This is a genomic window from Pseudomonas hydrolytica (genome assembly GCF_021495345.1).
GTDB lineage: Bacteria > Pseudomonadota > Gammaproteobacteria > Pseudomonadales > Pseudomonadaceae > Aquipseudomonas > Aquipseudomonas hydrolytica.
In genome coordinates this window covers 4,979,690-5,005,000 of record NZ_CP099397.1, presented here as the reverse complement: position 1 = coordinate 5,005,000, position 25,311 = coordinate 4,979,690, and the positions used below count along the sequence as shown (strand labels likewise).

Sequence of the window (25,311 nt, the reverse complement as noted above, 5' to 3'; positions counted from 1 at the left end):
GGCTGTCCACCGCCGCCAGACATGTCCGTATTTCTGGACATGTCTGGCGGGTGCTTCGCGTAACTGTCCAGATTTCAAGACTTGGCCGCCGTGCTGGCGGTGTGAATGCGCTCTAACTCGCTGTTTTATAAGGGCGCCGGAAGCTGGCATAGAGATCGCATTGCCACACAGGCTACTGGCAGGCGCTGCCGCGGCGCGGAGCATTCCGTGCAGGCGCGAGCGACCTGACCGTTGTTCGAAAACAACTACAACAACAAGAAGGAACTCCAGCATGTCCGTCACACATTCGTTTTCCCGCCTGACCCTGGGTATCTCCGCCGCCGCGCTGCTCGCCGGCAGTCTGCTGGCCAGCCCGGCGATGGCCAGCGAGAAGATCCGCTGGCAGGTGCCCCTGGCCTTCCCCTCCCACCTGGTGGGCCTGACCACCCCGGTCAAGCACCTTTCCGAATCGCTCAAGGCCATCTCCGGCGGCGACATCCAGCTGCGCTACTACGAGCCGGGCGAGCTGGTGCCGCCCTTCGAGATCATGAACGCGGTGAGCAGCGGCAAGTACCCGGCCGGCTACACCTGGATCGGTTATGACCAGGGCAGCATCCCGGCGCTGCCGCTGTACTCCGGCGCGCCCTTCAACATGGAGCCGCCGGCCTACCTGGCCTGGTACTACCAGGGCGACGGCAAGAAGCTGCTGGAAGAAATCTACGCACCGCACAAGATCCACCCGATGCTGTGCAGCATCATCGGCCCGGAAGGCGCCGGCTGGTTCGCCCGGCCGATCGAGCAGCTGAAGGACTTCGACGGCCTGCGCATCCGCTTCGCCGGCATCGGCGGCAAGGTGCTGGAGAAGCTCGGCGCCTCGGTGACCATGATCCCCGGCGGCGAGATCTACCAGGCGCTGGAGCGCAAGACCATCGACGCCACCGAGTTCTCCCAGCCGGCGATCGACAAGATGCTCGGCCTCGACCAGATCATCAAGAACTACATCATGCCGGGCTGGCACCAGACCCTCACCACCTCGCACCTGCTGGTCAACCAGGACGTGTGGAACAAGCTGACGCCGCAGAGCCGCGCGCTGATCGAGATGGGCTGCGAGTCGGCCACGCTCAAGGGCTTCGCCGAGAGCGAATGGGCCCAGCCGGCCGCCCTGGCCGCCTACCAGCAGGAAGGGGTCAAACCGCAGGTGCTGCCCGAGCCGGTGCTGCGCGAACTGCAACGCGTGAGCAACGAGGTGCTGGACGAGATGGCCGCCAAGGACCCGATGTTCAAGCGCGTGCTGAGCAGCCAGCGCGAGTTCATGGCGCAGCACGCCACCTGGCACGGTATGGGTTACCTGCCACGGGACTACTACCAGCACGACTGATCACGCCCAGTGACCCTGCACGGGCCCGGCCATGCCGCGGCCCGTCGCGCCTTCCTGCCCGAGGTTTTCCCGATGCAACACCCCACATCCGCCGCTGCGGCGCTACCCCATAACCGCCTGTCCAGCATTCTGGACCGTCTCGTCGCCGCCATCGGCAAGGCCAGCGCCTGGCTGTGGCTGGCCGTGCTGCTGGTGGTGCTGTGCAACGTGTTCAGCCGCTTCATCCTGTCGCGTGGCTCGATCGCCCTGGAGGAGCTGTCCTGGCACCTGTTCGGCGCCGCCATGATGCTCTCGCTGGGCTACGCCGTGGTGCGCGACGACCATGTGCGCGTCGACGTGCTGCGCGAGAAATTCCCCCTGCGCGCCCAGGCCTGGATCGAGCTGCTGGGCATCGTCCTGCTGGCCCTGCCGGTGATCGTGCTGATGATCGACAGCCTGCTGGCCTACGCCCACACCGCCTTCGTCTACATGGAGCACTCGCAGGCGCCGAGCGGGCTGCCCTATCGCTTCGTGTTCAAGAGCGTGCTGCCGCTGGGGCTGATTCTTGTGGCCATTGCCCTGATCGCCCGCGCCTCGCGCTGCAGCACCCTGCTGCTGCATTTCCCGCGGGCCATCGATGCGCCCGACGAGCCCGCCAACGGCGCTCACCCGCACCCCTGATCACGAGGCTGAAATGATGGGTCTGGAACAAATTCTGGTTATCGCCATGTTCGCCAGCTTCATGGGGCTGCTGCTGCTCGGCTTTCCCGTGGCCTGGTCGCTGGCAGGGGTCGGCCTGATCTTCGCGGTCGTCGGCCATGTGCTGGTGAACTATTTCGACGCCGAACTCTGGTTCACCTGGAGCGGCACCATCGGCGTGCTGGACGCGCGCATCTACGGCATCGTCGCCAACGAGCTGATGGTGGCGCTGCCGCTGTTCATCTTCATGGGCATCATGCTCGACCGCTCCGGCATCGCCGAGCGCCTGATGCACAGCCTGGTGCGCGTGCTCGGCCCGCTGCGCGGCGGCTACGCCATCACGGTGGTCATCGTCGGCGTGCTGCTGGCCGCCTCCACCGGCATCGTCGGTGCCTCGGTGGTGCTGCTCGGCCTGCTCTCGCTCGGCCCGATGCTGCAGGCCAACTACAACAAGAGCCTGGCGGTGGGCACGGCCTGCTCGGTGGGCACCCTGGGCATCCTGGTGCCGCCGAGCATCATGCTGGTGCTGATGGCCGACCGCCTGGGCACACCGGCGGCTTCGGTCGGCAAGCTGTTCATGGGCGCGCTGATCCCGGGCATGCTGCTCGGCGTGCTCTACGTGCTGTACATCCTGATCGCCGCCTGGCTGAACAAGGACTTCGCCCCGGCGCCGAAGGATCGTCAGCCACTGGACATGCGTGCCCTGCTCGACGTGCTGCTGGCCGTGGTGCCACCGCTGGGGCTGATTCTCGCCGTGCTCGGCTCGATCTTCTTCGGCATCGCCACCACCACCGAGGCCTCGGCCGTTGGCGCGGCCGGCGCGGTGCTGATGGCCTGGTTCAGCCGGCGCCTGAATCTGGCGGTGATCAAGGACGCGCTGTACCAGACCAGCCGCACCACTGCGTTCATCTTCGGCATCTTCATCGGCGCCACGGTGTTCGCCGCGGTGCTGCGCGGCCTCGGCGGCGACGACGTGGTGCGTGCGGCGCTGACCAGCCTGCCGTTCGGCCAGACCGGCGTGCTGCTCACCGTCCTGTTCATCACCTTCCTGCTGGGTTTCTTCCTCGACTGGGTGGAGATCACCCTGATCGTCCTGCCGCTGGTGGCGCCGGTGCTGTTCGCCATGGGCGTGGACCCGCTGTGGTTCGCCATCCTCTTCGCCCTGTGCCTGCAGACCTCCTTCCTCACCCCGCCGGTGGGCTTCGCCCTGTTCTACATCAAGGGCGTGTGCCCGCCGGGGATCACCACCCGGCATATCTACCTGGGGGTGCTGCCGTTCATTGCCCTGCAACTGCTCGGCCTGGCCCTGGTGTTTCATTTCGAGGCCCTGGCCACCTGGTTGCCCAACGAGGTGTATGGCGGCCCGTGACCGTCATGGCTGCATGCGCAATGCCCTGCCCACGCGGCAGGGCTTGCGTCATTACCTGGATCAACCGATGGAGGCGCAACTGCCATGGCCATTTCCCGTGACGACCTCGACCAGCACGGCCTGATCATCGGCGTGTCGCCCGAGCGCTTTCGCGCCGTGGCCATGCCGCTGCTGTTCGACCACCTCGACGCCCAGTGCGAGGGCACCATCGCGGTCAATCGCCAGGCGCGCATCGTCTGGATCAACGACAAGTACGCGCAGAAGGTCGGCATCAGCGACCCGCGCAGTGCGCTGGGCAAGGAGGTCGAAGAGGTGCTGCCGGCCAGCCGCCTGCGAGAGGTGGTGGAAAGCGGCCAGCCGAGCATGCTCGACCTGATGGCCTTCGGCGACGAGCACTTCGTGGTCACCCGCATCCCCCTGCGCGACGAGGACGGCACCCTGGTCGGCGCCCTCGGTTTCGTCCTGTTCGACCGCGCCCGCCATCTCAAGCCGCTGATGGCCAAGTACGCCAACCTGCAGAGCCAGCTGCTCGCCACCCAGCACGAGCTGGCCAAGGCGCGTCGTGCGCGCTACACCATCGCCGGCTTCATCGGCGCCAGCGCGGCAGCCAGCGAGGTGAAGCGCCAGGCGCGCCGTGCCGCGCAGCTGGATGCCACGGTGCTGATTCGCGGCGAGACCGGCACCGGCAAGGAGCTGCTGGCCCAGGGCATTCACAACCTGTCGCCGCGGGCCAACGGCCCCTTCGTCGCGGTCAACGTCGCGGCGATCCCGGAAACCCTGGTCGAGGCCGAGCTGTTCGGCACCGCGCCCGGCGCCTTCACCGGCGCCGAGCGCAAGGCGCGCATCGGCAAGTTCGAGGTGGCCAACGGCGGCACGCTGTTTCTCGACGAGATCGGCGACCTGCCGCTGCCGTTGCAGGCCAAGCTGCTGCGCGTGCTGCAGGAGCAGGAGGTGGAGCCGCTCGGCTCCAACCAGGTCAAGCCGCTCAACGTGCGGGTGATCGCCGCCACCCATATCGACCTGGAAGCCAAGGTGGCGGCCGGGCAGTTTCGCGGCGATCTGTACTACCGCCTCAACGTGCTCGCCCTGCAGGTACCGCCCCTGCGCGAGCGGCGCGAGGACATCCCGGCGCTGGTCGAATTTCTCCTCGACGATATCGCCAATCGCTCCGGCCAGGCGCCCATGGAGCTGAGCCACAAGGCGCTGAGCCTGCTCGCCCGCCAGCCGTGGAAGGGCAACGTGCGCGAGCTGCGCAACCTGCTCGAGCGCGCCCAGCTGGATGTCGACGGCCCGCTGCTGGATGTGCCCCAGTTGCAGCCACTGCTGGCCGCTCCCGGCAGCGCCGCGGCGACGGAAACGCCGACCAGCCCGGCCGCGCCCGGTGCCGACGAACCCGTGCAGCCGCTGGCGCAGACCCTTGCCCAGGCCGAGCGGCGTGCCCTGCAGAGCATGCTGGTGGCCTGCAAGGGCAACCGCCGCCGCGCCGCCATGGAGCTGGGCATCTCCCGCGCCAGCCTGTACAGCAAGCTGCAGCAGCACGGCCTGAGCCAGCGCTAGCGCACGGACAACTGGGGCGCACGGCGCACCCGGCGCGCTGTCTGATGAAGTGGACAGCTGTCCGCTGGTGTGGACATCACCGGCCTGTCGCGGCCCCGCGCCGCCCTCCGGTCCCAGTGCGCCAAGGCCCGCCATAGAGCCATCGGCGCCCGTCAGGCGGCTGCCGCCGGGGTGCTGGCACGGGATTGGCTTTGCTACTTCCGCGCCCGTTCGGCGCAGCCTCCCGACAACAAGAAAAAGGACATTTCCATGAGCCCTCTGCGCTACAACCCGTTATCGCGCTGTTTCCTGCCATTGGCGGCGCTGACCGCAACGCTACTCACCACTCCGCTGGCGCAGGCCGCCAGCTGCGCCGGCCTGCTCGGCGTGCAGGTGCCGGAAGAGGCCATCGGCCTGCCGACCCGCGGCGCGCAGGTGGTCTCGGTGACTTCGGTTGCCGCCGGTGGCAGCGCGCCGCAGACCTTCGGCGCCTATTGCGACGTCGCCGCCGAGATCCGTCCGCTCGACCCCGCCGCGCCCACCATCCGCATGCGCCTGGTGCTTCCCGAGCGCTGGAATCGCAAGGCGATGATGTTCGGAGGCGGCGGCTACAACGGCAGCGTGCCCAACGTCGCCGGCAACCTGCCGGCCGGCCCGCTGGACCAGCCCACGCCACTGGGCCGCGGCTATGCGGTGTTCGCCAGCGACTCCGGGCACGTCGCCGATCCCTTCAGCCCCGGCGCGTTCGCCTGGAACGAGGAGGCCCTGGCCAACTACGCCCATGACGCGCTGAAGAAGGCCCGCGACGCCGCCCGGCATCTCATCGCGCTGCATTACGGCAGCCTGCCCGAGCGCAGCTACTTCGCCGGCGGCTCGACCGGCGGCCGCGAGGCGCTGGCGGTGGTGCAGCAGTGGCCGACCGACTTCGACGGCGCCATCGCCCTCTACCCGGCCTACAACGCGCTGGCGCTGAACCTGCAGTTCGGCCGCATCACCCGCGCGCTGGCTGCGCCCGGCGCCTTTCCCAGCCTGGAAAAACGCGCCGCCCTGCTCGAGGCGGCCCTGCAGGCCTGCGACGGGCTGGACGGCGTGCGCGATCGCGTGGTCAGCCACCAGGCCGCGTGCAACGCGCGCTTCGACCCGGCCAGCGCCCGGCTCGACGGTCGGCCGTTGCGCTGCCCCGGTGGCGCCGACAGCTCGCAGCGCTGCCTGTCCGATGCGCAGATCGAGGCGCTGCGGGTGTTCAACACGCCGATCCGCTTCAACTTTCCGCTGGCCAGTGGCGAGACCCACTACCCAGGCTTCAACGCCTGGGGCAGCGACCTCGGCCGACCGGGCGAGGGCGTGCAGCTGGTGGTCAATCGACTCGGCCTCAACACCCTGCAGCCGACCTACCCGATGCCCGTCCACGGCACCGGCTTCGCCGACGGCGCGCCCTACCATTCCGGGTTCTGGGACGAATGGGTGCGCCACTTCGTGACGCGCAACCCGACCTTCGATTCGCTCGGCCTCGACCCCGAGGCGCCCGGCCCCTGGCTGCCGCGCATCAGCGAGCTGTCGCTGCGCCAGGACGTCAACCGGACCGACCTCTCGGCCTTCGCCGATAACGGCGGCAAGCTGCTCATCGCCCACGGCACCGCCGACCAGCTGGTGAGCAGCCGTGCCAGCGCCGAGTACTACGAGCGCATCCGCCGCGACATGGGCCCGGGCAAGACCCGGCGCTTTCTGCGCTACTACGAGATTCCCGGCTACGGCCATGCCGCCAGCACCCTGTTCAACGCCGCCTGGGATTCGCTCAGCGCACTGGAGGATTGGGTCGAACGAGGCCGCGCGCCGCGCGGGCAGATCGTCGCCGACAGCGTCGGCGTGCCGGGCCGCACCCGTCCGCTGTGCGAATACCCCGGCTGGCCGAAGTACCGCGGCAAGGGCGACGTGAACACCGCCAGCAGCTTCGTCTGCGTCGGTAGCCGCAACGGCCACTGAAGCATGGCGCCGGCCGCCCGGGCCGGCGCCGTCCATCGGCCTGGACAGCCAATGCCGGGGCCAGCCGACATGTCCAGCGCAGCGGACACTCCGCGCGCCGGCCCCGACCCCCCAGCATTTGCGCCGAAAGGCTCTGGCCCGCGGCATTGCGCCGACAGGCCGCCTGCCTGGAGGGGCTGGCACGCTTCTCGCTCTGCCTCTTGCGGCCGCGCAACGCGGCCCATAACAACAAGAGGAAATACCATGCGACTGCACCACAGCTCCCTCTGCCAGCTGCTTTGCGGCGGCGCCGTACTGATCGCCGCCAGCCCCGCCAGCGCCGCCTTCGTCGACGACAGCAAGGCCGTACTCGATGCGCGCAATTTCTACTTCAATCGCGACTTCCGCCAGAGCGGCGCGGCGCAGAGCAAGGCCGAGGAATGGGCGCAGGGCTTCATGCTGCGCTTCGAGTCCGGCTACACCGAGGGCCCCATCGGTTTCGGCATCGACGCCATCGGCCTGCTCGGCCTCAAGCTCGACTCCAGCCCGGACCGCATCGGCACCGGCCTGCTGAAAAGCGACCGCGAAGCGCCCAGACGCGCCCAGGACGAATACGGCGAAGCCGGCTTCACCGCCAAGCTGCGCGCCTCCAACAGCACCCTCAAGCTCGGCACCCTGCAACCGCTGCTGCCGGCGCTGATGCGCAACGACAGCCGCCTGCTGCCGCAGACCTTTCGCGGTGCCTGGCTGAGCAGCAACGAGATCGAGGGGCTGAGCCTGGACCTCGGCCGACTGGACCGGGTCAACCAGCGCGACTCCTCGGATAACGAGGAAATGGCCGTGTTCAATGGCGGCCGCCGCAACATCGTGCTGGGCAGCACGCGGACCAGCGACGAGTTCATCTTCGCCGGCGGCCGCTACCAGTGGACCCCGGAGCTGGCCACCAGCTACTACTACGGCGGCCTCGACGGCATCTACAAGCAGCACCTGGTCAACCTGGTGCACCAGCTGCCGCTGGGCGAGGGCCAGAGCTTCAAGTCGGACATCCGCTACGCGCGCTCCACCGATGATGGCGGCAGCAACGTCGACAACGACGCCTTCGGTGCGCTGTTCACCTATCGCCTCGGCAGCCACGGCTTCACCGCCGGCTACCAGCACCTGTCCGGCGACACCGGCTTCGCCTACATCGCCGGAGCCGACAACGCGCTGATCAACCTGGTGCAGATCAACGACTTCGGCAACCAGGACGAGCGCTCCTGGCAGCTGCGCTACGACTTCGACTTCGCCGCCCTCGGCGTCCCCGGCCTGAGCCTGATGACCCGTTACCTGTCCGGCGACAACGTCGACCGCGGCGCCGGGCAAAGCGAGGGCAAGACCTGGGAGCGCAACACCGACCTGGCCTACGTGGTGCAGAGCGGCCCGCTGAAGAACCTCGGCCTGCGTCTGCGCAACGCCACCACGCGCAGCAACTTCGGCCCGGATCTGGACGAGAACCGCTTCATCGTCAGCTACAGCCTGCCGCTCTGGTAAGGCCGCACCCCGCCTATCGCGATTACTCCTCGTGAAAGCCTTGCCGGGCCAGCTGGCCCGGCCTTTTTTCCGGCAAGCGCGAGCGGCGCCGCAGCCGCTGCAGCTTCATCTCACACGACAAGGAACCCCATGATGCTCAATGGAAAGACCGCTCTGATCACCGGCTCGACCAGCGGGATCGGCCTCGGCATCGCCGAGGTGCTGGCGCGCAACGGCGCCAGCGTCATTCTCAACGGTTTCGGCGACTGGCAGGCCGCGGCCGAACAGCTGGCGCGCCACGAAGGACGCGTCGGCTACCACGCCGCCGACCTCGCCGACCCGGCGCAGATCGAGGCGCTGTTCGACTACGCCCGGCGCGAGTTCGGCCGGGTCGATATCCTGGTCAACAATGCCGGCATCCAGCATGTCGCGCCGCTGCAGGACTTTCCGGCCGAACGCTGGGACGCCATCCTCGCGCTCAACCTCAGCGCGGTATTCCATTGCACGCGCCTGGCCCTGCCGGACATGCGCGCGCAGGACTGGGGGCGCATCATCAACATCGCCTCGGTGCACGGCAGCGTCGGCTCGCTCGGCAAGGCGGCCTACGTCGCGGCCAAGCACGGCGTGCTCGGCCTGACCAAGGTGGTGGCGCTGGAAACCGCCCTGAGCGGCGTCACCTGCAATGCCATCTGTCCCGGCTGGGTGCTCACGCCCCTGGTGCAGCGGCAGATCGACGCGCGCATCGCCGCAGGCGAATCGCCCGAGCAGGCGCGCACGGCGCTGCTGGCCGAGAAGCAGCCGTCGCAGGCCTTCGTCACCCCGCAGCAGCTCGGCGAGCTGGCGCTGTTTCTGTGCAGTTCGGCGGCGCAGCAGGTGCGTGGCGCAGCATGGAACATCGACGGCGGCTGGCTGGCGCAATGAGGCGTCCGTCATGCGGCAGGCGCTTGCGCCGCCTCGGCCGGTTCACGAGCGCGCGGCAATTTCCCGCGGCTGGCGCTCCTCGCGCTCGGCGACGAAGGCCACCGGCGGTGATCCGTCGGCGTTGAGCTGGAGGATGCGCCGGGGCCGCCCCTGCTCGTCGAAGAACACCTGGCCGAGGCCGGCGCCGTTCCACAGGCGCTCCCCCGAGCGGCTGCGGTCGGGAATCAGCGGGGTGACGCGCATGCGCCGGCGCTTGGTCAGCCAGTTGAGCGGCGACCAGGGCGCGTAGAGCCAGCGGTTGAGGCGGTCGAACCAGTCCAGCAGGCGCGGCGGGAACTCGTTCTTGATGCCACTGCTGGTGATCTGCCAGATGGTCGGGCTGGCGCGCTTGTGGCGGATGCTCACGCGATAGACGAAGGAGTAGTGCACGTCGCCGGAGAGAATCACGAAATCGCCGGGCGTGCGCGAGTGACGGAAGATGTTCAGCATCACGCTGGCCGCGCCGCGATGGGCCATCCAGTTTTCCGCATCGACCAGCAGCGGATGGCCGGCGTAGGTGAACAGCTTCTGGATGCCCTCGATCAGCTTCACCCCGAACATCGGCGCCGGCGAGACGATGATGCACGCCGGGTGATCGAGCAGCGCCTGCTGGAAGTCGCACAGCGCCTCCCAGTCCATCAGCCCCGAGGGTTTCGACAGGTGCCCTTCGCTGCGCCAGCGGCGCGTGCGGGTGTCCAGCACCAGCAGTGCGGGCGTGGTCGGCAGCACGTAGTCCCAGCGTTCGAAGTGCAGCAGCTGGTCGATCAGCGAATCCTGCATCTCGGCCTGCAGGTGGTTGTCCTGGCGCTGCTGCAGCATCTCGGCAAAGGCCTCCAGCGGCTGCTCGAACACGTCCGGGTTGTTGCCCCAGCCCTGGCACAGCAGGTAGGCGAGCAGGGCGTTGCCGATGATGCGCTTGGAGAAGGGATGGCCGTAGGCGGTCTGCTCCCAGCGCGCCGAGAGGTTCCAGTCGTCGGTGACGTCGTGGTCGTCGAAGATCATCAGCGTCGGCAGGTGCGCGAATACCCGCGCGACCTGGCCGAGTTGGCGGCGGAAGGCGTCGATGCACGCACGCTCCGCGGCGTAGCGCTGCTGCCTGAGGGCATCCAGCGGCGGCTGGTCTTCCTCGATCAGCGTCCAGGGCACGGGCGACCAGACCAGCAGGTACATGGCGATCATCTCGGCGAAGGTCACCAGGTGATTGTCGGCATTGCTGCTGGTGAAGATCGGCTTCTCCACCCCGCCGAAGAACTTGTCGCGCAGGGTCTGGTTGCTCTTCAGCGCCGGCAGCAGCTCGGCCCGCCGGTAGTAGCCGACCGGGTCGGCGTACAGCGCCTGGCTGTCCTCGACCACCGCACCTTCGAGGGTTTCGTCGAACAGGCCGAGGCGGGCGATCAGCTGGTGGATGGCGCACAGCATCGGCCCGGCGACGTCGTCGACGTAGACCTGATCGCCGCTCATCAGCAGCAGGGCCGGGCACTGGCTGGCCTGTGTCTGGTCGGCGAGCAGACGGTCGGCGCACAGCAGGCCGTCGGTGGCGTGGTGATGCGGCTTGCGGCAGGAGCCATGCAGCAGGTGATCGAGGCGCGAGCGCAGGACGAAATCGGCATGCTCGGCGCCCGGATAGAGCAGGTGCGGCGCCCAGTCGGCGAGGCCGCGTGTGCCGGCGTCCTCGACGATCTGCAGGTCATAGGCGATGCGCACATCCTGCGGCAGGGGCTGCTGCAGCGGCAGGTCGATCAGGTGCAGCACGGCATGCCGGCCCAGCGGCAACTGCCGGCAGTGGTCATCCAGCGCGTGCAGCTGCGGCGCCTGGTCGTCGGGGCGCAGCCACAGCTGCAGGCGCAGCGCGCGGCTGGCCACCAGCCACAGCACCAGGCGGCCGGGTTCCATGCGGCGCAGTAGCGGGCCGGCGAGGACATCGGGCAGTGCAGTGGCGGTGGCGGGCATCGAAGCAGGCATCCTGTGGCAAGACGGGCCTTGGACAGTGGCGCAATGCTGGCGGTTCAGCCGGCCAGCTGGCGCAGGCGGTGGCGGTCGAGAATTTCGATTTCGCCGTAGGTCAGGCGGACCACGCCCTGGGCCTCCAGCTCCTTGAGAATCTGATTGGTGGTCTGGCGCGACAGCGCGAGCATCAGCGCCAGCTGTTCCTGAGCCAGGTGCAGCACCCGGCGCGGCTCGCTCTCGCCATAGTTCTCGGCCATCAGCAGCAGGCGCCGGGCCAAACGTGGCGCCGCCGGCAGCAGGCTCATGTCTTCCAGGGCGACGAAGGCCAGGCGCAGCTTGTGCGTCATCAGCAGGGCGAAGTCGCGCCAGTACTGCGGCTGGCGTTCGAGCAGGGCGAGCAGCTCGTGCTGCGGCAACAGCAGCAGGGTGCTGGCGCTGTCGGCGAAGGCGTCGTGGGTGCGCGGCAGGCCGTCGAACAGGGAGATCTCGCCGAACCAGTAGGGCGGCTCCACCAGCGTCAACAGCGCCTCCTTGCCGCTCTCGCTGACCGCGCCGACGCGCACCGCGCCTTCGACCACGGCGTACAGGCCGCAGGGTTTGTCGCCGCGGTGGAACAGGCGCTGCCCGGCCTCCAGACGCTGCACCCTGGCCATGGCCAGCAGCGCCTGGCTCAGTTCATCGGGCAGCGCGGCGAACCAGTGACCCTGGCGTAGCAGCGCGAGAAAGCGGTGTGGATCGGGCATCGCAGCTCCTGTCGGCTGTTGCGGTCGGTACGGCGATCCCTGCCATTGTCGGCTAGCCGACAGAGCGGTGGCACGGGCCGCGGCGATCATGAGCGGGCCTGTTCCACAGCTGAGGACGATAACAATGAAAACCCTCGTCGATCATCTGGCCCAGTATGCGGCCTACCATCGCGACCGGCGCAATATCGCCAGTCATTTCATCGGCATTCCCATGATAGTGCTGGCCGTGGCGGTGCTGCTGTCGCGGCCCGGCTTCGCCATGGCCGGCCTGTGGCTGGCGCCGGCCACCCTGGTGGCGCTGGTTTCGGCCTGGTTCTACCTGCGCCTGGATACCCGTTTCGGCCTGCTGATGGCGGCGCTGCTGGGCCTCTGCCTGTGGGTCGCTGCCGGCCTGGCGCAGGCCTCCACGACGCTCTGGCTGAGCGCCGGCATCGGCCTGTTCGTGGTGGGCTGGGTCATCCAGTTCGTCGGTCATTACTACGAAGGGCGCAAGCCGGCATTCGTCGATGACGTCATGGGCCTGGTGATCGGCCCGCTGTTCGTGGTCGCCGAACTGGCCTTCCTGCTCGGCCTGCGCAAGGAAATCGAGCATGCCGTGGTGGAGATCGCCGGGCCCACCTGCATTCGCGAGAAGAAGGCGCTGGCGTGAACGCGGTGCGCGCGGCGCACCCTACGCTAGAGCCGGCACACTCCGTAGGGTGCGCCGCGCGCACCAACGATCGTGCAATGTCCCTGTCCTGCACGCCCCGGCACTGGGCGCAGATCAACTCGGTGTCGTTGCTGGCGCCGTAACTCCTGGCTGTGCGACCGCGGAGCCCCCGGTGCGCACGGCGCACCCTACGGCGAGCGGCTTTCGCGGCTCGCACTCAGTACATGGTCATCCACTGGCTGCTCAGCGAGCGTGCGTGGCGGTCCACGGTGATCGGCGCGAAGGGGCGGCCGGATACGCTCTCCAGCGTGTTGCTCTGGCTGTTCATGTCGGCCAGGGCGGCGCGCAGGTAGCTCCAGCGGGTCTGCAGCTTGGCCACCTGCGGATCGGACTGATCGCTCAGCGCCTGCAGCTCGCTGTCGATGGCCGGCAGCAGCAGGCGTTCGTCCTGGCCCAGGTAGGTGTCGGGTTGCTCACGGGCGATCTCGAAGGTGCCCAGGTAGGAGCGGCTGAGGTACTGCACGCCGAGGTACTCGACCTTGGCCGCCAGTTCGCTCTGCCCCTGGGCGCCGGGCAGGGCGCGGGCGGCGCTGAGGAAGTCGCGCAGGGCGCGGCTCAGGTCTTCCGGGAAGCGCCAGGGCACGTTGTCGTCGCCGGGGCCATAGGAAACACCGTTGCGCAATTGGGTAACAAGGGCCTGGTGGGCACGGGTGAGCTCGGCGCTGCCCTGCGGCAGGCTCTGCACGGCGGCCGCCAGCGCAGCCAGGTCGGCCTCCAGGCGTTGCTGGTGGGTCTTCTGGAAGCCTTCGCCGCGTAACAGCATCAGACTGCTGGTGGCGCGGCTGGCGTGGATCTGGATCTGTTCCTGCGGGCTCACGGCCTCGGCGAAGGCCAGCGGCGAAAGCCCGGCCAAGAGCCCTAGCGTCCAGAAAAAAGCATGGCGCAACAGTGCTTTACAGCGCATCCGGGTGCTCCTTGTTATTGTTTTGAGCAGGTAGGGACTGGGCGGCGTCAACGACGCAGCGTCAAGACTACTGTGTCGCGCGTCGCAGAGCATGACCCGAAAGAGTGATTTCGTCGGAAAACAGCCGCAGGCGCTGCACGCGCCCGCTACCCGCTGCCGGCCGGCAAGGCGTCACCCCTCGCCCGGTCGCCCGGCCAGTTCGCGCAGGTAGGCGGCGGTGAAGGCATCGGCGGGGAAGAAGGTTTCCAGCGCCAGTTCGGCCAGGGTCACGTCGTTCGGCGTGCCGAATACGGTGATGGTGCTGATCAGGCTCAGCACGCCGTGCTCGCTGTGCAGTTGCAGGGGCACCAGCACCGCATCCGCGTGCGGTTCGGCGACGTCGAGGGGCGCGGGATAGCTGCGCAGCTCGTCGAGCAGGGTGAAAAGCGCCTCGTCGCCGCTGATTTCGGCATCGCGCTGCAGGCGCATCAGCAGGTGCGCGCGCCACTGCGCCAGGTTGGCGATGCGTGGCGCCAGGCCCTCGGGGTGCAGCGACAGGCGCATCACGTTGAGCGGCGGGCCCAGCAAGAACGCCGGCATGTCGGCGATGAAGGTACCCACGGCCGCATTGGCCGCCAGCAGGTTCCACTGCCGGTCGATGGCCAGCGCCGGATAGGGCTCATGGGCCTTGAGCAGCTGTTCGATGGCCTGGCGCGCCGGTGCCAGCGCCGGGTCGGCCAGGTCGTGCTGGCTGTACAGCGGGGCGTAGCCGGCGGCGCCGAGCAGGCGGTTGCGCTCGCGCAGCGGCATGTCCAGCTGTTCCGCCAGGTGCAGCAGCATGTCGCGGCTGGGCTGGGCGCGGCCGGTTTCGACGAAGCTCAGGTGGCGTGTGGAGATTTCGGCCTCGCAGGCGAGGTCGAGCTGGCTCAGGCGGCGCCGCTGGCGCCATTGGCGCAACAGGGCGCCGGCGGTCTGGGAATTGTTCATGGCCAGCAAGATAGTTCAGCGGCGTCATGCCGGCCATTACCTGGCAGGTAATCGACGCCCTGCGCGTTTCGGCGAAATCTGTGCGCCAGGCACCAGCCCGGTGCCGCTTTCAGGAGATTCGCCATGAACGCACTGCAACCTTCCCCGATGCTGCGCAACGCCCTCTTGCTCGATGGCCTGCTCAGCGGTGCCACCGGTCTGCTGCTGGTGCTGGCCGCCGGCTGGCTGGGCGCCTTTCTCGAACTGCCGCGCCTGCTGTTGCTGGTCGCCGGCAGCGCGCTGCTGCCCTTCGCCGCCATGCTGGTGTGGCTGGCCAACCGCGCCGAAATCAGCCGCCAGGCGATCTGGGCGGTGATCGCGGTCAATGCCATCTGGGTAATCGACAGCCTGCTGGTGCTGGTGATCGGCTGGGTGTCACCGAACCTGTTCGGCTACGCCTTCGTCATCGCCCAGGCGCTGGCGGTGGCGCTGCTGGCCGAGTTGCAGTGGTTCGGCCTGAAGCATTCGCAGGTGGCCTGCATCTGATGCGCGGCGCCGTGCAGGCAAAGGGGCTGACGGGCGTCAGCCCCGAGCGCGTGGGCCTTAGCTGGCCGGTGTGCCGACCGGCTTGCCACCCTTGGGCTTGAAGTACAGGGTGGTGCCGCGGGCGAGGTTGTCCAGGCTGACGTGATCCTTGGCCACCTCGGCCTCGATCAGTTCGTCCTGGCCCTCGACCTTGAGGGTGATGCGGGTGATGGCGCCGAGCAGGCGGATGTCGCGCACCTCGCCGCTCTGGTGATCGGCCGCCGGCTGCAGCGACAGGTCGACCTCGTGCGGGCGGAACAGCACGTGATGATCGCCACCGCCGACATAGAGGCGGTTGGCATCGCCGAGGAAGTGATAGACGAAGTCGCTGGCCGGGTATTCATAGACCTCGGCCGGCGTGCCGATCTGTTCGATCACGCCCTTGTTCATCACCACGATGCGGTCGGCCACTTCCATGGCTTCTTCCTGGTCGTGGGTGACGAACACGCTGGTCAGGTGCACGTCGTCGTGCAGGCGTGCCAGCCAGCGACGCAGCTCCTTGCGCACCTTGGCGTCCAGCGCGCCGAAGGGTTCGTCGAGCAGCAGCACCTTGGGCTCCACGGCCAGGGCGCGGGCCAGGGCGATACGCTGGCGCTGGCCGCCGGAGAGCTGCTCCGGGTAGCGGTCGCCGAGCCAGTCGAGCTGCACCAGATCGAGCAGCTCGTGCACCTTCTGCTTGATCACGTCCTCGCTCGGGCGCTCGCGCTTGGGCTTCATGCGCAGGCCGAAGGCGACGTTGTCGAACACCGTCATGTGGCGGAACAGCGCGTAGTGCTGGAACACGAAACCGACGTTGCGATCGCGCACGTCGTGCTCGGAAACGTCCTCGCCGTGGAAGCCGATGGTGCCGCTGTCCGGGGTTTCCAGGCCGGCGATGATGCGCAGCAGGGTGGTCTTGCCGCAGCCGGACGGGCCGAGCAGGGCGACCAGCTCGCCGCTCTGGATGTTCAGGTTGATGTCGTTCAGCGCCTTGAACGCATTGAAGTTCTTGCTGACGTTGCGAATTTCGATACTCATGGCTTATTCCTCGCCAGCACTGGCTTTGCGGCGGTTGATACGGGACTCGCTCCACTGCTTGAGCAGCAGGATGAACAGCGCCAGAAGCAGCAGCAGACTGGCAACGCTGAAGGCGGCGACGTGATTGTATTCGTTGTAGAGAATCTCGACATGCAGCGGCAGGGTGTTGGTGTAGCCGCGGATGTGCCCGGACACCACCGATACCGCGCCGAACTCGCCCATCGCCCGTGCGGTACACAGCACCACGCCGTAGATCAGGCCCCATTTGATGTTGGGCAGGGTGACGTGCCAGAACATCTGCCAGCCGTTGGCGCCCAGCAGGCGCGCCGCCTCTTCTTCCTGCGTGCCCTGTTCCTGCATCAGCGGGATCAGCTCGCGGGCGACGAAGGGCACGGTGACGAAGATGGTCGCCAGGACGATGCCGGGCAGGGCGAAGATGATCTGGATGTCGTGCTCGCGCAGCCAGGGGCCGAAGAAGCCCTGCGCGCCGAACAGCAGCACGTAGATCAGACCGGCGATCACCGGCGACACCGAGAACGGCAGGTCGATCAGGGTCACCAGGATGCTCTTGCCGCGGAACTCGTACTTGCTCACGCACCAGGCGGCGGCCACGCCGAACACCAGGTTGAGCGGCACGGCGATGCCCACGGCGAGCAGGGTCAGCTTCAGCGCGCTGATCGCGTCGGGTTCGAGGATCGAAGCGACGAACACGCCGACGCCCTGCTTGAGCGCCTCGGTCGCCACCACGAACAGGGGCAGCAGCAGGAAGAAGGCGAACACCAGCCAGGCCGAAACGATCAGCAGGCGGCGGCCCAGGGCGTTGCCGCGGCGCGCGGCGTTGTTGGCGGCGCTGGCCGTCAGGGTTGCAGATGACATGCCTGGCTCCTTACGAACGACTGATGCGGCGCTGCAGCAGGTTGATCAGCAGCAGCAGGATGAACGACACCACCAGCATCAGCACGCCGATGGCGGTGGCGCCGGCGTAGTTGTACTGGTCCAGCTGCACCATGATCAGCAGCGGCAGGATCTCGGTCTTCATCGGCATATTGCCGGCGATGAAGATCACCGAGCCGTACTCGCCGACGCCGCGGGCGAAGGCCAGGGCAAAACCGGTCAGCCAGGCCGGCAGCAGCGCCGGCAGCAGCACGTGGCGCGCCACCTGTAATGGCTTGGCACCGAGGCAGGCGGCGGCTTCCTCGACCTCGCGCGGGATGTCGGCCAGCACCGGCTGGATGGTGCGCACGACGAAGGGCAGGGTGACGAAGGTCAGCGCCAGGGTGATGCCCAGCGGGGTGTAGGCGATCTTGAAGCCCAGGGCGGTGGCGAACTGGCCGACCAGGCCACCCGGCGCGTAGAGCGCGGTCAGGGCGATACCGGCAACGGCGGTGGGCAGGGCGAACGGCAGGTCGATCATCGCTTCGATGATCTTGCGACCGGGGAAGGTGTAGCGCACCAGCACCCAGGCCAGCAGGGTACCGATCACGCCGTTGATCACGGCGGCGAGCAGGGCGGTGCCGAAGCTCAGCTTCAGCGCGGCCAGCACGCGCGGTGAGGAAACGATGGCCCAGAACTGATCCCAGGTGAGCTGGGCAGCGTGGACGAACATGGCACCCAGGGGAATCAGCACCAACAGGCTGAGGTACACCAGGGTGTAACCCAGCGTCAGCCCGAAGCCGGGTATGACGGGGGAAGTGCGGCGGGACATGGAGTGAACCTGTACGAAGTAGGGTGCGCCGTGCGCACCACCTGCGCGTCGATTGACGGCTGGTGCGCGCAGCGCACCCTACGGATCAATGGGCCTGGTAGATCTGGTCGAAGATGCCGCCATCGTTGAAGAACTTCGGCTGAGCGCTCTTCCAGCCGCCGAAGTCAGCGTCGATGGTCACCAGCTTGAGCTGCGGGAACTGCTGGGCGAACTCGGCCGCCACCGCCTGGTTGCGCGGACGGTAGAAGTGCTTGGCGGCGATGCGCTGGCCTTCCTCGCTGTACAGGTAGTTCAGGTAGGCCTCGGCGACCTTGCGGGTGCCTTTCTTGTCGACGTTCTGGTCGACCACACTGACCGGCGGTTCGGCAAGGATCGACAGCGACGGCGCGACGATCTCGAAGTTGTCGCCACCTTCTTCCTTGAGGGCCAGGAAGGCTTCGTTTTCCCAGGCCAGCAGCACATCGCCGATGCCGTTGTTGACGAAGGTGATGGTGGAGCCGCGGGCGCCGGTGTCGAGCACCGGGACATTCTTGTACAGCTTCTCGGTGAAGGCCTTGGCCTCGGCTTCGCTGCCGTACTTCTGCTGGGCATAGGCCCAGGCGGCGAGGAAGTTCCAGCGTGCGCCGCCGGAAGTTTTCGGGTTGGGGGTGATCACTTCCACGCCGGGCTTGACCAGGTCATCCCAGTCCTTGATGCCCTTGGGGTTGCCCTTGCGCACCAGGAACACGATGGTCGAGGTGTAGGGGGTGCTGGCGTCCGGCAGGCGCTCCTGCCAGTTTTCCGGGATCAGCTTGCCGAGCTTGTACAGCTCGTCGATGTCGCCGGCCAGGGCCAGGGTCACCACGTCGGCGCGCAGGCCGTCGATCACCGCACGGGCCTGCTTGCCCGAGCCGCCGTGGGATTGCTGGATGGTCACCGCCTCGTTGCCCTGGCCCTGCCAGTGCTTGTTGAACGCGGCGTTGAATTCGGTATAGAGCTCGCGGGTCGGGTCGTACGACACGTTGAGCAGGGTTTGTGCAGCGGCCACCGGGCCGGCGATCAGGGCACTGGCCAGCGCGGCCAGGGCGAAACGACGAAGGGACATGGTGCAGCTCCTAGACTGGCTAAATTCTTGTGTTGGCGTTGGGGCTATCGGGTCAGTGCCCTCTGGTGGTCCAGTCGGGCCGCAGCATGTGTCAGGGGTTTTTCGTGCTCGGTTGTTGCAGGCGAATCTTTTCCTTGCGCTCGATCTGCACTACCTGGCCGTTGTGCACGGTGATTTCCACCGAGCCGAATTTCAGGCCATGCAGGGCGGTCTGGATCTCGCGGAGGATCACGGCTTCGTCCTGGCCTTCCAGGTTTCTCAGCGTCGCGGTCATTTCCAGGCTCCTTGTGACGGATTCGCCACGACGACGGCGGACGGCCGACGCTGGCGTGGAGCGGATAGTAGAGAGGCCGAAATATTCTTAAAAATATTGTTTAAGAACATTTATATGCTTTTTGGAAATATGAGGTGCGATGCGTTTTCTCGTGCTTATGGAATAAGCAAATAAATTCTTATTCTTTTTAGAGTTGAACCATGCTGCCTAGACTGACGCCATTCGATTCAAGGAGGTGCCGTCATGGGCAGCGAAGCAATCCGTTATCTGATTCTGCCGGGCTGGCAGGGCTCGCCCGAGGAGCACTGGCAAAGCCATTGGCAGCGCAGCCTGCCGAACAGCACGCGGGTGGAGCAGGCCGACTGGCTCCATCCACGGCGCGCCGACTGGGTGAGCGAGCTGAACCGCGCCGTTGCCGCCGACCCGCGCCCTGCCATTCTCATTGCCCACAGCCTGGGCTGCGTCACGGTCGCCCACTGGGCGGCGCAGGCACCGATCGATCTGCTGCGTCGCGTACGCGGCGCCCTGCTGGTGGCGCCGGCCGATGTCGAGCGCCCGGGCTGCCCCGCACCGCTGCAGAATTTCGCGCCGATGCCGCGTGATCTGCTGCCCTTCCCCAGCCTGCTGGTGGGCTCCGACAACGACGCGGCGGCCAGCGCTCTGCGCGCCCTGGAGCTGGCGCGTGCCTGGGGCAGCGAGGCGGCGATTCTCACCGGTGCCGGGCATATCAACGTGAAGTCCGGGCACCGCCATTGGGAGCAGGGCTTCGGCTATCTGTATCGCCTGCAGAGCCGCATCGAACAGCAGACGCGCCTGCGCGCCTGAACGTCCCCTCGGGGCGAACCCTTTCGGAGCGGGAACGGGCCAGGCAGCCGCCCGCTCTTTTTTACTCGACTACGGGCTGCGTCCACCGAGGTGCGGCTTTGGAGCTGCAGGTCATGAGTGTTCCACCCGACTTCCCGGCGCCGCTGACCTTCGCCGATTCGGACAAGAGCCCGCTGAGCATTCGGGCCAAGGCGCTGGTATTCGTCGACCCGCGTTCACGTCAGTTGCGCGAGCGCGCCGAGGTGCTGGCGGGCAATGGTCAGCCGCTGCTGATCCTTGGCGAGACCGGCACCGGCAAGGAATTGCTGGCGCGCTACATCCACCGGCAGAGCGAGCGTGGCGGCCTGTTCGTCGCACTGAGCTGCGCGGCGATCAGCCCGCAATGGGGCGAGGCCGAGCTGTTCGGCCATGTCGGCGGCGCCCATGTCGGGGCCGCCAGCAGCCGCGCCGGCTGGTTCGGTTCGGCCAATGGCGGCACGCTGTACCTGGACGAAATCGCCGATCTTTCGCGCCCGTTGCAGAGCAAGCTGCTGGCCGCGCTGGAAACCCGCGAGGTGTATCGCGTCGGTGCCAGCCAGGCCCTGCCGGCAGACGTGCGCCTGGTGGCGGCGAGCAGCATCGACCTGGCCCGCGCCGTGGCGGCCGGCACGTTCGACGAGCGCCTGTACGCCTACCTGTGCGACGGCCAGCTGCTGTTCCCGGCGCTGCGTCAGCGGGTCGGCGACATCCTGCCGCTGGCCGAGTACTTCCTCGGCATCCACGCCTCGCGCCTGGGCCTGGCCATCCCGCCGATCAGCCCAGCGGCGCAGGCCGTGCTGGAAGCGCACCGTTGGCCGGGCAATACCCGCGAGCTGGAGAACGTCATTCACTTCGCCCTGCTGCTGGCTGGAAATGCAGAGATTGGGCCGGAGCATCTGGAGTTGCCAGGTATTGCGTAAGGGATGGGTGAGGCCGATCTTCCTTGCGCTGCGCGTGGGAGCTAGCAACCAACGCGTGATCGGTGCGCGCGGCGCACCCTACGGGGTGTGCCCGCTCTAGCGTAGGGTGCGCCATGCGCACCGGGGCTCCGCGGTCGCACAGCCAGGCATTAAGGTGCCAGCAACGACACCGACTTGATCTGCACCCAGTGCCGGGGCGTGGGACGTTGCACGATCGTTGGTGCGCGCGGCGCACCCTACGGGGTGTGCCCGCTCTAGCGTAGGGTGCGCCATGCGCACCGGGGCTCCGCGGTCGCATAGCCAGGAATTACGGCGCCAGCAACGACACCGACTTGATCTGCGCCCAGTGCCGGGGCGTGAAGGACAAGGACATTACTCGATCATTGGTGCGCGCGGCGCACCCTACGGGATGTACCGGCTCTAGCGTAGGGTGCGCCATGCGCACCGGGGGTCCGCGGTCGCACAGCCAGGAAGTACGGCGCCAGCAATGACACCGACTTGATCTGCGCCCAGTGCCGGGGCGTGCAGGACAGGGACATTGCACGATCGTTGGTGCGCACGGCGCACCCTACGGGGTGTGCCCGCTCTAGCGTAGGTGCGCCATGCGCACCGGGGCTCCGCGGTCGCACAGCCAGGAATTACGGCGCCAGCAACGACACCGACTTGATCTGCGCCCAGAGCGCCTGGCCGGCATGAATGCCCAACTGATCGAAGGAATAGCGGGTGATCCGCGCCAGCAGGCGCTGCTCGCCCAGGCGCAAGGTCAGCAGCATCTGCGCATCGAGCGCCTGCCAGCTTTCCACCGTCGCCGGCAGCAGGTTGAGCAGGCTGCTGCCCTCGGCGCGTTGCAGGCTGAGGCTGACGTCGCGCGCCTTGATCTTCACCCGCACCGGATGGCCGTTGGGCAATGCCGCGTGAGGCAGGCGCAGGCGCGCCTCGCTGCCAGGCAGTCGAAGTTCCAGCAGGTCATAGGCGGCAGCATGGCCGCAGACCTCGCCGTCGATCACCGCCTCGGCATCCTCATCGCTGGCGAAGGGCAGGTCGGCGCGCAGCAAGGTTTCCTTGAGCGCGCCGCTGGCGCGCACCTGGCCGTCGTCGAGCAACACCAGGTGATCGGCCAGGCGCGCCACTTCATCGGGCGCGTGGCTGACATAGAGCACGGGGATGTCCAGTTCCTCGTGCAGGCGCTCCAGATAAGGCAGCACCTCCTGCTTGCGTTTGAGATCCAGCGAAGCCAGCGGTTCGTCCATCAGCAGCAGGCGCGGGCTGGTGACCAGGGCGCGGGCGATGCCGACGCGCTGCCGTTCGCCACCGGACAGCGCCGACGGCATGCGCTCGAGCAGATGACCGATGCCCAGCAGCTCCAGCGCCTGATCCAGCGCCACCCTGCGCTGCGCGGCCGGAATGCGTTTCTGCCCGTACTGCAGATTGCCGCGCACGCTCAGGTGCGGGAACAGGTTGGCGTCCTGGAACACGTAGCCGATGGCGCGCTGGTGCGCCGGCAGAAAGAAACCCCGCTCGCTGTCCTGCCAGAGTTCGCCGGCCACCTGCAGGTAGCCCTGCTGCGGGCGCTCCAGCCCGGCGAAGCAGCGCAGGCAACTGGTCTTGCCCGAGCCGGATTGGCCGAACAGGGCGCTGACGCCACGGGCCGGCAGGTCGAGGTTCACATCCAGGCGAAACTCGGCGTGCTGCAGCACGAAGCGCGCGCGGATACGCCCGTCGTCAGTGACGACAGGCGCCTTGGCCTTGCCGAATCCGAACATCACAGCGCCCTCACTCTGGCGCTGCGGCCGCCGTATAGCGCCAGCAGGACGATGAAGGAGAACGCCACCATGCCGCCGGCCAGCCAGTGCGCCTGGGCGTAGTTCATGGTTTCCACGTGGTTGTAGATCTGCACCGACACCACCTGGGTCTTGCCGGGGATATTGCCGCCGATCATCAGCACCACGCCGAACTCACCGATGGTATGGGCGAAGCTGAGAATGGCGGCGGTGATGAAGCCGGGGCGGGCCAGCGGCAGCACCACACTGAAGAAGCTGTCCCAGGGATTGGCACGCAAGGTTGCGGCAGCCTCCAGCGGGCCGCGGCCGATGGCCTCGAAGGCGTTCTGCAACGGCTGCACGACGAAGGGCAGGGAGTAGAAGATCGAACCGATCACCAGGCCGGTAAAGGTGAAAGTGAAGGTGCCGAGACCAAGGCTCTGCGTCAGTTGGCCGAAGAATCCATTGGGCCCCATGCTCACCAGCAGGTAGAAGCCGATCACCGTCGGCGGCAGCACCAGCGGCAATGCGACGATGGCGCCGACCGGGCGCTTGAGCCAGGAGTCGGTGCGCGCCAGCCACAGCGCGATGGGCGTGCCGATGATCAGCAGCAGCACGGTGGTCAGCGAGGCCAGCTCCAGGGTCAGGAGGATGGCGTCGAGGTCGTTCTTGGACAGCGGCATGCAGGGATTCCGGAAGTGGCGAATGTAACCCGGATGCAATCCGGGGTCCGCTCAGGTGGATGTCGCTACGGCAGTTTATAGCCGAAGGATTCGATCACCCTGGCCGCTTCCGCGCCCTGCAGATACTCGACCAGTGCGGCGGCGGCCGGGTTGCTCGCGCCGTGCTGGAGGATCACCGCATCCTGCCGGATCGGCTCGTACATGGCCTCCGGCACGATCCAGGCCGAGCCGCTGCCGAGCTTGCCATCCTGGTACACCTGCGACAGCGCGACGAAGCCCAGCTCGGCATTGCCAGTGGAGACGAACTGGTGCGCCTGGGTGATGTTCTGCCCCTCCACCAGCTTGCCCTTGACCGCTTCGCTGAGGCCCAGCTTGTCCAGCACCTGCATCGCGGCCAGGCCGTAGGGCGCGGCCTTCGGGGTGGCGATGGCCAGGTGCCTGAACTGGCCGGCCTGCAGCGCCGCGTCCGTGCCATCGAGGTAGCTGGCATCGGCCGACCACAGCACCAGGCCGCCGATGGCGTAGGTGAAACGCGAACCGGGCACGCTCGCGTCCTCGCGCTCCAGCCTGGCCGGCGTGGTGTCGTCGGCGGCGAGCAGCACATCGAAGGGTGCGCCATTCTTGATCTGCGCATAGAACTGCCCGGTGGCGCCGAAGGACGCCACCAGCTTGTGCCCGGTGGCCTTCTCGAACGCGGGCGCGATGGCCTGCAGCGGCGCGGTGAAGTTGGCGGCCACTGCGACCTTGACCTCACCGGCGCTGACGCCGCCGGCGAACGACAGGGCGAGGGCGAGCAGGCTGCGTTGCACTGTCCTGATCAGGAAAACGCCTCGTTCATGCATCTCGATGCTCCGGTGTGGGGCTGCTGGCGGCTCAGGCAGCCATGCTACTACGTTATGTTTTCTTGTATATAGCGGCGGACGAAATCCAGACGCCGGAGACCGGCCGAGCCGTCATGGCGGGCTTTTCGGGCAGGGGTTGGAAGACGTCTGCGGGTGAATCAGGCCCAATGCTGACTCGCAAGTCAAGTGGCCGAGCGTCAGGCGCGTCGCCAAACGCTGGCCAGCCAGGGTTGCTGCTCGCGTGGCAGGCCGGCGGGGCGGTAGTAATGCTCCAGTTCGACGAAGCCGGCGGCGGTGAGGCGGGCGCGCCAGCGCTCGAGGTCGTGGTAGCTGCCGTAGCGCTCGCCGTTCCAGCCTTCTTGGTTGTCGCCACGCGGGTTGGAGCTGAACAGCACGCCGCCGCTCTTCAGTGCTCCGTGCAGCTGGCCGAGCACGCGTGGCAGCTCCTGATCCGGCACATGGAACAGGCTGGCGTTGGCGAAGATGCCGTCGAAATGCCCGGCCGGCAGGTCGAGCGCGAGAAAGCTCTGCTGCCAGACCTCGCAGCCGCTGTCGGCGCGCGCCATGGCGACGAACTCGGCGCAGCCATCCAGACCGATGGCCTCGTGGCCCAGCCCGCTGAAGGTGCGCAGGTCACGCCCCGGCCCGCAGCCGAAATCGAGGATGCGCCAGGGTTTGTCACCCTCGATATGGCGCAGCAGGGCGGCGATGTTCTGGCTCACGTCATGGTCGCGCGTGCCCTCGCGAAAGTCCTCGGCGCAGCCCTGGTAATGGGCCAGGGTCAGGGCGCTGATCTGGGCAAGTTCCTCGGGGCTCAGGGACATGGCGGCGTTCCGGCAAAAGGGCCATTAAACCTGTTCATGCCTATCCGCGGTAGGCCGCGCTGTCGCCGCGCCGCGTCTGCCTTGGCGTTTCACGGGCTTGGATGGCCAGGCGGCACAGTCAGGCGATGCTCGAACCCATGCCAATGTGTCCGTTG

The 25,311-nt window shown here is 67.6% G+C and carries 24 protein-coding genes; 11 read left to right on the top strand and 13 right to left on the bottom strand.

Annotation, left to right across the window (positions count from 1 at the left end; all coding sequences use genetic code 11):
• Nucleotides 1-271 precede the first annotated feature (271 nt).
• The 7 genes from L1F06_RS23560 (at nt 272) to L1F06_RS23530 (ending at nt 9,332) form a co-directional block, all read left to right on the top strand.
• Nucleotides 272-1,357 (top strand): TRAP transporter substrate-binding protein, encoded by a 1,086-nt coding sequence (locus L1F06_RS23560; protein ID WP_012020127.1) that lies wholly within the window; start codon nt 272-274, stop codon nt 1,355-1,357.
• 72 nt (nt 1,358-1,429) lie between these two features.
• The gene (locus L1F06_RS23555; RefSeq protein ID WP_012020126.1) at nt 1,430-2,017 is read left to right on the top strand and encodes a TRAP transporter small permease subunit; all 588 of its coding nucleotides are present in this window, start codon (nt 1,430-1,432) and stop codon (nt 2,015-2,017) included.
• Between the two features lie 16 nt (nt 2,018-2,033).
• A complete protein-coding gene (locus L1F06_RS23550; protein ID WP_003242484.1) occupies nt 2,034-3,404 on the top strand; it encodes a TRAP transporter large permease in 1,371 nt (456 codons plus the stop codon).
• A gap of 84 nt (nt 3,405-3,488) precedes the next feature.
• Entirely contained in the window at nt 3,489-4,961 is a 1,473-nt protein-coding gene (locus tag L1F06_RS23545) for a sigma-54 interaction domain-containing protein (protein ID WP_129483656.1), read from the top strand.
• 249 nt (nt 4,962-5,210) lie between these two features.
• A complete protein-coding gene (locus L1F06_RS23540; protein WP_129483655.1) occupies nt 5,211-6,923 on the top strand; it encodes a tannase/feruloyl esterase family alpha/beta hydrolase in 1,713 nt (570 codons plus the stop codon).
• Nucleotides 6,924-7,166: 243 nt separating this feature from the next.
• Nucleotides 7,167-8,432, top strand: a complete 1,266-nt coding sequence (locus tag L1F06_RS23535) for an OprD family porin (protein WP_012020122.1) — start codon at nt 7,167-7,169, stop codon at nt 8,430-8,432.
• Nucleotides 8,433-8,561: 129 nt separating this feature from the next.
• Nucleotides 8,562-9,332 carry a 3-hydroxybutyrate dehydrogenase gene (locus L1F06_RS23530; protein ID WP_012020121.1) on the top strand — a complete coding sequence of 257 codons (771 nt, stop codon included), beginning with the start codon at nt 8,562-8,564 and terminating at the stop codon, nt 9,330-9,332.
• 42 nt (nt 9,333-9,374) lie between these two features.
• On the opposite strand, the gene L1F06_RS23525 is transcribed toward L1F06_RS23530, so the two are convergent.
• On the bottom strand, nt 9,375-11,321 hold the full coding sequence (locus tag L1F06_RS23525) for a metallophosphoesterase family protein (RefSeq protein WP_129483654.1): 1,947 nt from the start codon (nt 11,319-11,321) through the stop codon (nt 9,375-9,377).
• A 56-nt stretch (nt 11,322-11,377) separates the two neighbouring features.
• A complete protein-coding gene (locus tag L1F06_RS23520; RefSeq protein WP_129483653.1) occupies nt 11,378-12,061 on the bottom strand; it encodes a Crp/Fnr family transcriptional regulator in 684 nt (227 codons plus the stop codon).
• Nucleotides 12,062-12,185: 124 nt separating this feature from the next.
• On the opposite strand from L1F06_RS23520, the gene L1F06_RS23515 reads away from it, so the two are divergent.
• Nucleotides 12,186-12,710: an Mpo1 family 2-hydroxy fatty acid dioxygenase gene (locus L1F06_RS23515; protein ID WP_003242470.1), complete on the top strand. Its 525-nt coding sequence runs from the start codon at nt 12,186-12,188 to the stop codon at nt 12,708-12,710.
• Nucleotides 12,711-12,927: 217 nt separating this feature from the next.
• On the opposite strand, the gene L1F06_RS23510 is transcribed toward L1F06_RS23515, so the two are convergent.
• Nucleotides 12,928-13,674, bottom strand: coding sequence for a hypothetical protein (locus tag L1F06_RS23510; RefSeq protein ID WP_003242467.1), 747 nt, complete (start codon nt 13,672-13,674; stop codon nt 12,928-12,930).
• A 171-nt stretch (nt 13,675-13,845) separates the two neighbouring features.
• Nucleotides 13,846-14,640: an MmyB family transcriptional regulator gene (locus L1F06_RS23505; RefSeq protein WP_129483652.1), complete on the bottom strand. Its 795-nt coding sequence runs from the start codon at nt 14,638-14,640 to the stop codon at nt 13,846-13,848.
• Between the two features lie 123 nt (nt 14,641-14,763).
• Here L1F06_RS23505 and L1F06_RS23500 point away from each other — a divergent pair, with 123 nt between their 5' ends.
• Complete coding sequence (locus L1F06_RS23500; protein ID WP_129483651.1) at nt 14,764-15,165, top strand: hypothetical protein; 402 nt, start codon at nt 14,764-14,766, stop codon at nt 15,163-15,165.
• 57 nt (nt 15,166-15,222) lie between these two features.
• Here the strand turns inward: L1F06_RS23500 and L1F06_RS23495 are convergent, their stop codons facing one another.
• From L1F06_RS23495 to oscA, 5 genes are all read right to left on the bottom strand, one after another.
• Complete coding sequence (locus L1F06_RS23495; RefSeq protein ID WP_003242463.1) at nt 15,223-16,221, bottom strand: sulfate/molybdate ABC transporter ATP-binding protein; 999 nt, start codon at nt 16,219-16,221, stop codon at nt 15,223-15,225.
• 3 nt (nt 16,222-16,224) lie between these two features.
• Nucleotides 16,225-17,097 carry a sulfate ABC transporter permease subunit CysW gene (gene cysW / locus L1F06_RS23490; protein ID WP_024310018.1) on the bottom strand — a complete coding sequence of 291 codons (873 nt, stop codon included), beginning with the start codon at nt 17,095-17,097 and terminating at the stop codon, nt 16,225-16,227.
• Between the two features lie 10 nt (nt 17,098-17,107).
• Nucleotides 17,108-17,926: a sulfate ABC transporter permease subunit CysT gene (gene cysT, locus L1F06_RS23485; protein ID WP_003242461.1), complete on the bottom strand. Its 819-nt coding sequence runs from the start codon at nt 17,924-17,926 to the stop codon at nt 17,108-17,110.
• Nucleotides 17,927-18,011: 85 nt separating this feature from the next.
• Nucleotides 18,012-19,010, bottom strand: coding sequence for a sulfate ABC transporter substrate-binding protein (locus tag L1F06_RS23480; protein ID WP_096825260.1), 999 nt, complete (start codon nt 19,008-19,010; stop codon nt 18,012-18,014).
• Between the two features lie 91 nt (nt 19,011-19,101).
• On the bottom strand, nt 19,102-19,284 hold the full coding sequence (gene oscA, locus L1F06_RS23475) for a sulfur starvation response protein OscA (protein WP_003242459.1): 183 nt from the start codon (nt 19,282-19,284) through the stop codon (nt 19,102-19,104).
• 243 nt (nt 19,285-19,527) lie between these two features.
• Here oscA and L1F06_RS23470 point away from each other — a divergent pair, with 243 nt between their 5' ends.
• Nucleotides 19,528-20,109 carry an RBBP9/YdeN family alpha/beta hydrolase gene (locus L1F06_RS23470; protein ID WP_003242458.1) on the top strand — a complete coding sequence of 194 codons (582 nt, stop codon included), beginning with the start codon at nt 19,528-19,530 and terminating at the stop codon, nt 20,107-20,109.
• 113 nt (nt 20,110-20,222) lie between these two features.
• The gene (locus L1F06_RS23465) at nt 20,223-21,047 is read left to right on the top strand and encodes a sigma 54-interacting transcriptional regulator (protein WP_096825262.1); all 825 of its coding nucleotides are present in this window, start codon (nt 20,223-20,225) and stop codon (nt 21,045-21,047) included.
• A 638-nt stretch (nt 21,048-21,685) separates the two neighbouring features.
• On the opposite strand, the gene modC is transcribed toward L1F06_RS23465, so the two are convergent.
• The 4 genes from modC to L1F06_RS23445 form a co-directional block, all read right to left on the bottom strand.
• Complete coding sequence (gene modC / locus L1F06_RS23460; protein ID WP_129483650.1) at nt 21,686-22,810, bottom strand: molybdenum ABC transporter ATP-binding protein; 1,125 nt, start codon at nt 22,808-22,810, stop codon at nt 21,686-21,688.
• Nucleotides 22,810-23,490 carry a molybdate ABC transporter permease subunit gene (modB, locus tag L1F06_RS23455; protein WP_129483649.1) on the bottom strand — a complete coding sequence of 227 codons (681 nt, stop codon included), beginning with the start codon at nt 23,488-23,490 and terminating at the stop codon, nt 22,810-22,812. The genes modC and modB overlap by 1 nt, the downstream gene beginning before the upstream one ends.
• A 65-nt stretch (nt 23,491-23,555) precedes the next feature.
• On the bottom strand, nt 23,556-24,332 hold the full coding sequence (gene modA, locus L1F06_RS23450; RefSeq protein WP_129483648.1) for a molybdate ABC transporter substrate-binding protein: 777 nt from the start codon (nt 24,330-24,332) through the stop codon (nt 23,556-23,558).
• A gap of 197 nt (nt 24,333-24,529) precedes the next feature.
• Nucleotides 24,530-25,156: a class I SAM-dependent methyltransferase gene (locus L1F06_RS23445; protein ID WP_129483647.1), complete on the bottom strand. Its 627-nt coding sequence runs from the start codon at nt 25,154-25,156 to the stop codon at nt 24,530-24,532.
• Nucleotides 25,157-25,311 lie beyond the last annotated feature (155 nt).

Bases quoted from the DNA above. Each gene is read 5' to 3' on its own strand.
- L1F06_RS23560 (WP_012020127.1), top strand. From the start codon at position 272: ATGTCCGTCACACATTCGTTTTCCCGCCTGACCCTGGGTATCTCCGCC.
- L1F06_RS23555 (WP_012020126.1), top strand. From the start codon at position 1,430: ATGCAACACCCCACATCCGCCGCTGCGGCGCTACCCCATAACCGCCTG.
- L1F06_RS23550 (WP_003242484.1), top strand. From the start codon at position 2,034: ATGGGTCTGGAACAAATTCTGGTTATCGCCATGTTCGCCAGCTTCATG.
- L1F06_RS23545 (WP_129483656.1), top strand. From the start codon at position 3,489: ATGGCCATTTCCCGTGACGACCTCGACCAGCACGGCCTGATCATCGGC.
- L1F06_RS23540 (WP_129483655.1), top strand. From the start codon at position 5,211: ATGAGCCCTCTGCGCTACAACCCGTTATCGCGCTGTTTCCTGCCATTG.
- L1F06_RS23535 (WP_012020122.1), top strand. From the start codon at position 7,167: ATGCGACTGCACCACAGCTCCCTCTGCCAGCTGCTTTGCGGCGGCGCC.
- L1F06_RS23530 (WP_012020121.1), top strand. From the start codon at position 8,562: ATGATGCTCAATGGAAAGACCGCTCTGATCACCGGCTCGACCAGCGGG.
- L1F06_RS23525 (WP_129483654.1), bottom strand. From the start codon at position 11,321: ATGCCCGCCACCGCCACTGCACTGCCCGATGTCCTCGCCGGCCCGCTA.
- L1F06_RS23520 (WP_129483653.1), bottom strand. From the start codon at position 12,061: ATGCCCGATCCACACCGCTTTCTCGCGCTGCTACGCCAGGGTCACTGG.
- L1F06_RS23515 (WP_003242470.1), top strand. From the start codon at position 12,186: ATGAAAACCCTCGTCGATCATCTGGCCCAGTATGCGGCCTACCATCGC.
- L1F06_RS23510 (WP_003242467.1), bottom strand. From the start codon at position 13,674: ATGCGCTGTAAAGCACTGTTGCGCCATGCTTTTTTCTGGACGCTAGGG.
- L1F06_RS23505 (WP_129483652.1), bottom strand. From the start codon at position 14,640: ATGAACAATTCCCAGACCGCCGGCGCCCTGTTGCGCCAATGGCGCCAG.
- L1F06_RS23500 (WP_129483651.1), top strand. From the start codon at position 14,764: ATGAACGCACTGCAACCTTCCCCGATGCTGCGCAACGCCCTCTTGCTC.
- L1F06_RS23495 (WP_003242463.1), bottom strand. From the start codon at position 16,221: ATGAGTATCGAAATTCGCAACGTCAGCAAGAACTTCAATGCGTTCAAG.
- cysW (WP_024310018.1), bottom strand. From the start codon at position 17,097: ATGTCATCTGCAACCCTGACGGCCAGCGCCGCCAACAACGCCGCGCGC.
- cysT (WP_003242461.1), bottom strand. From the start codon at position 17,926: ATGTCCCGCCGCACTTCCCCCGTCATACCCGGCTTCGGGCTGACGCTG.
- L1F06_RS23480 (WP_096825260.1), bottom strand. From the start codon at position 19,010: ATGTCCCTTCGTCGTTTCGCCCTGGCCGCGCTGGCCAGTGCCCTGATC.
- oscA (WP_003242459.1), bottom strand. From the start codon at position 19,284: ATGACCGCGACGCTGAGAAACCTGGAAGGCCAGGACGAAGCCGTGATC.
- L1F06_RS23470 (WP_003242458.1), top strand. From the start codon at position 19,528: ATGGGCAGCGAAGCAATCCGTTATCTGATTCTGCCGGGCTGGCAGGGC.
- L1F06_RS23465 (WP_096825262.1), top strand. From the start codon at position 20,223: ATGAGTGTTCCACCCGACTTCCCGGCGCCGCTGACCTTCGCCGATTCG.
- modC (WP_129483650.1), bottom strand. From the start codon at position 22,810: ATGTTCGGATTCGGCAAGGCCAAGGCGCCTGTCGTCACTGACGACGGG.
- modB (WP_129483649.1), bottom strand. From the start codon at position 23,490: ATGCCGCTGTCCAAGAACGACCTCGACGCCATCCTCCTGACCCTGGAG.
- modA (WP_129483648.1), bottom strand. From the start codon at position 24,332: ATGCATGAACGAGGCGTTTTCCTGATCAGGACAGTGCAACGCAGCCTG.
- L1F06_RS23445 (WP_129483647.1), bottom strand. From the start codon at position 25,156: ATGTCCCTGAGCCCCGAGGAACTTGCCCAGATCAGCGCCCTGACCCTG.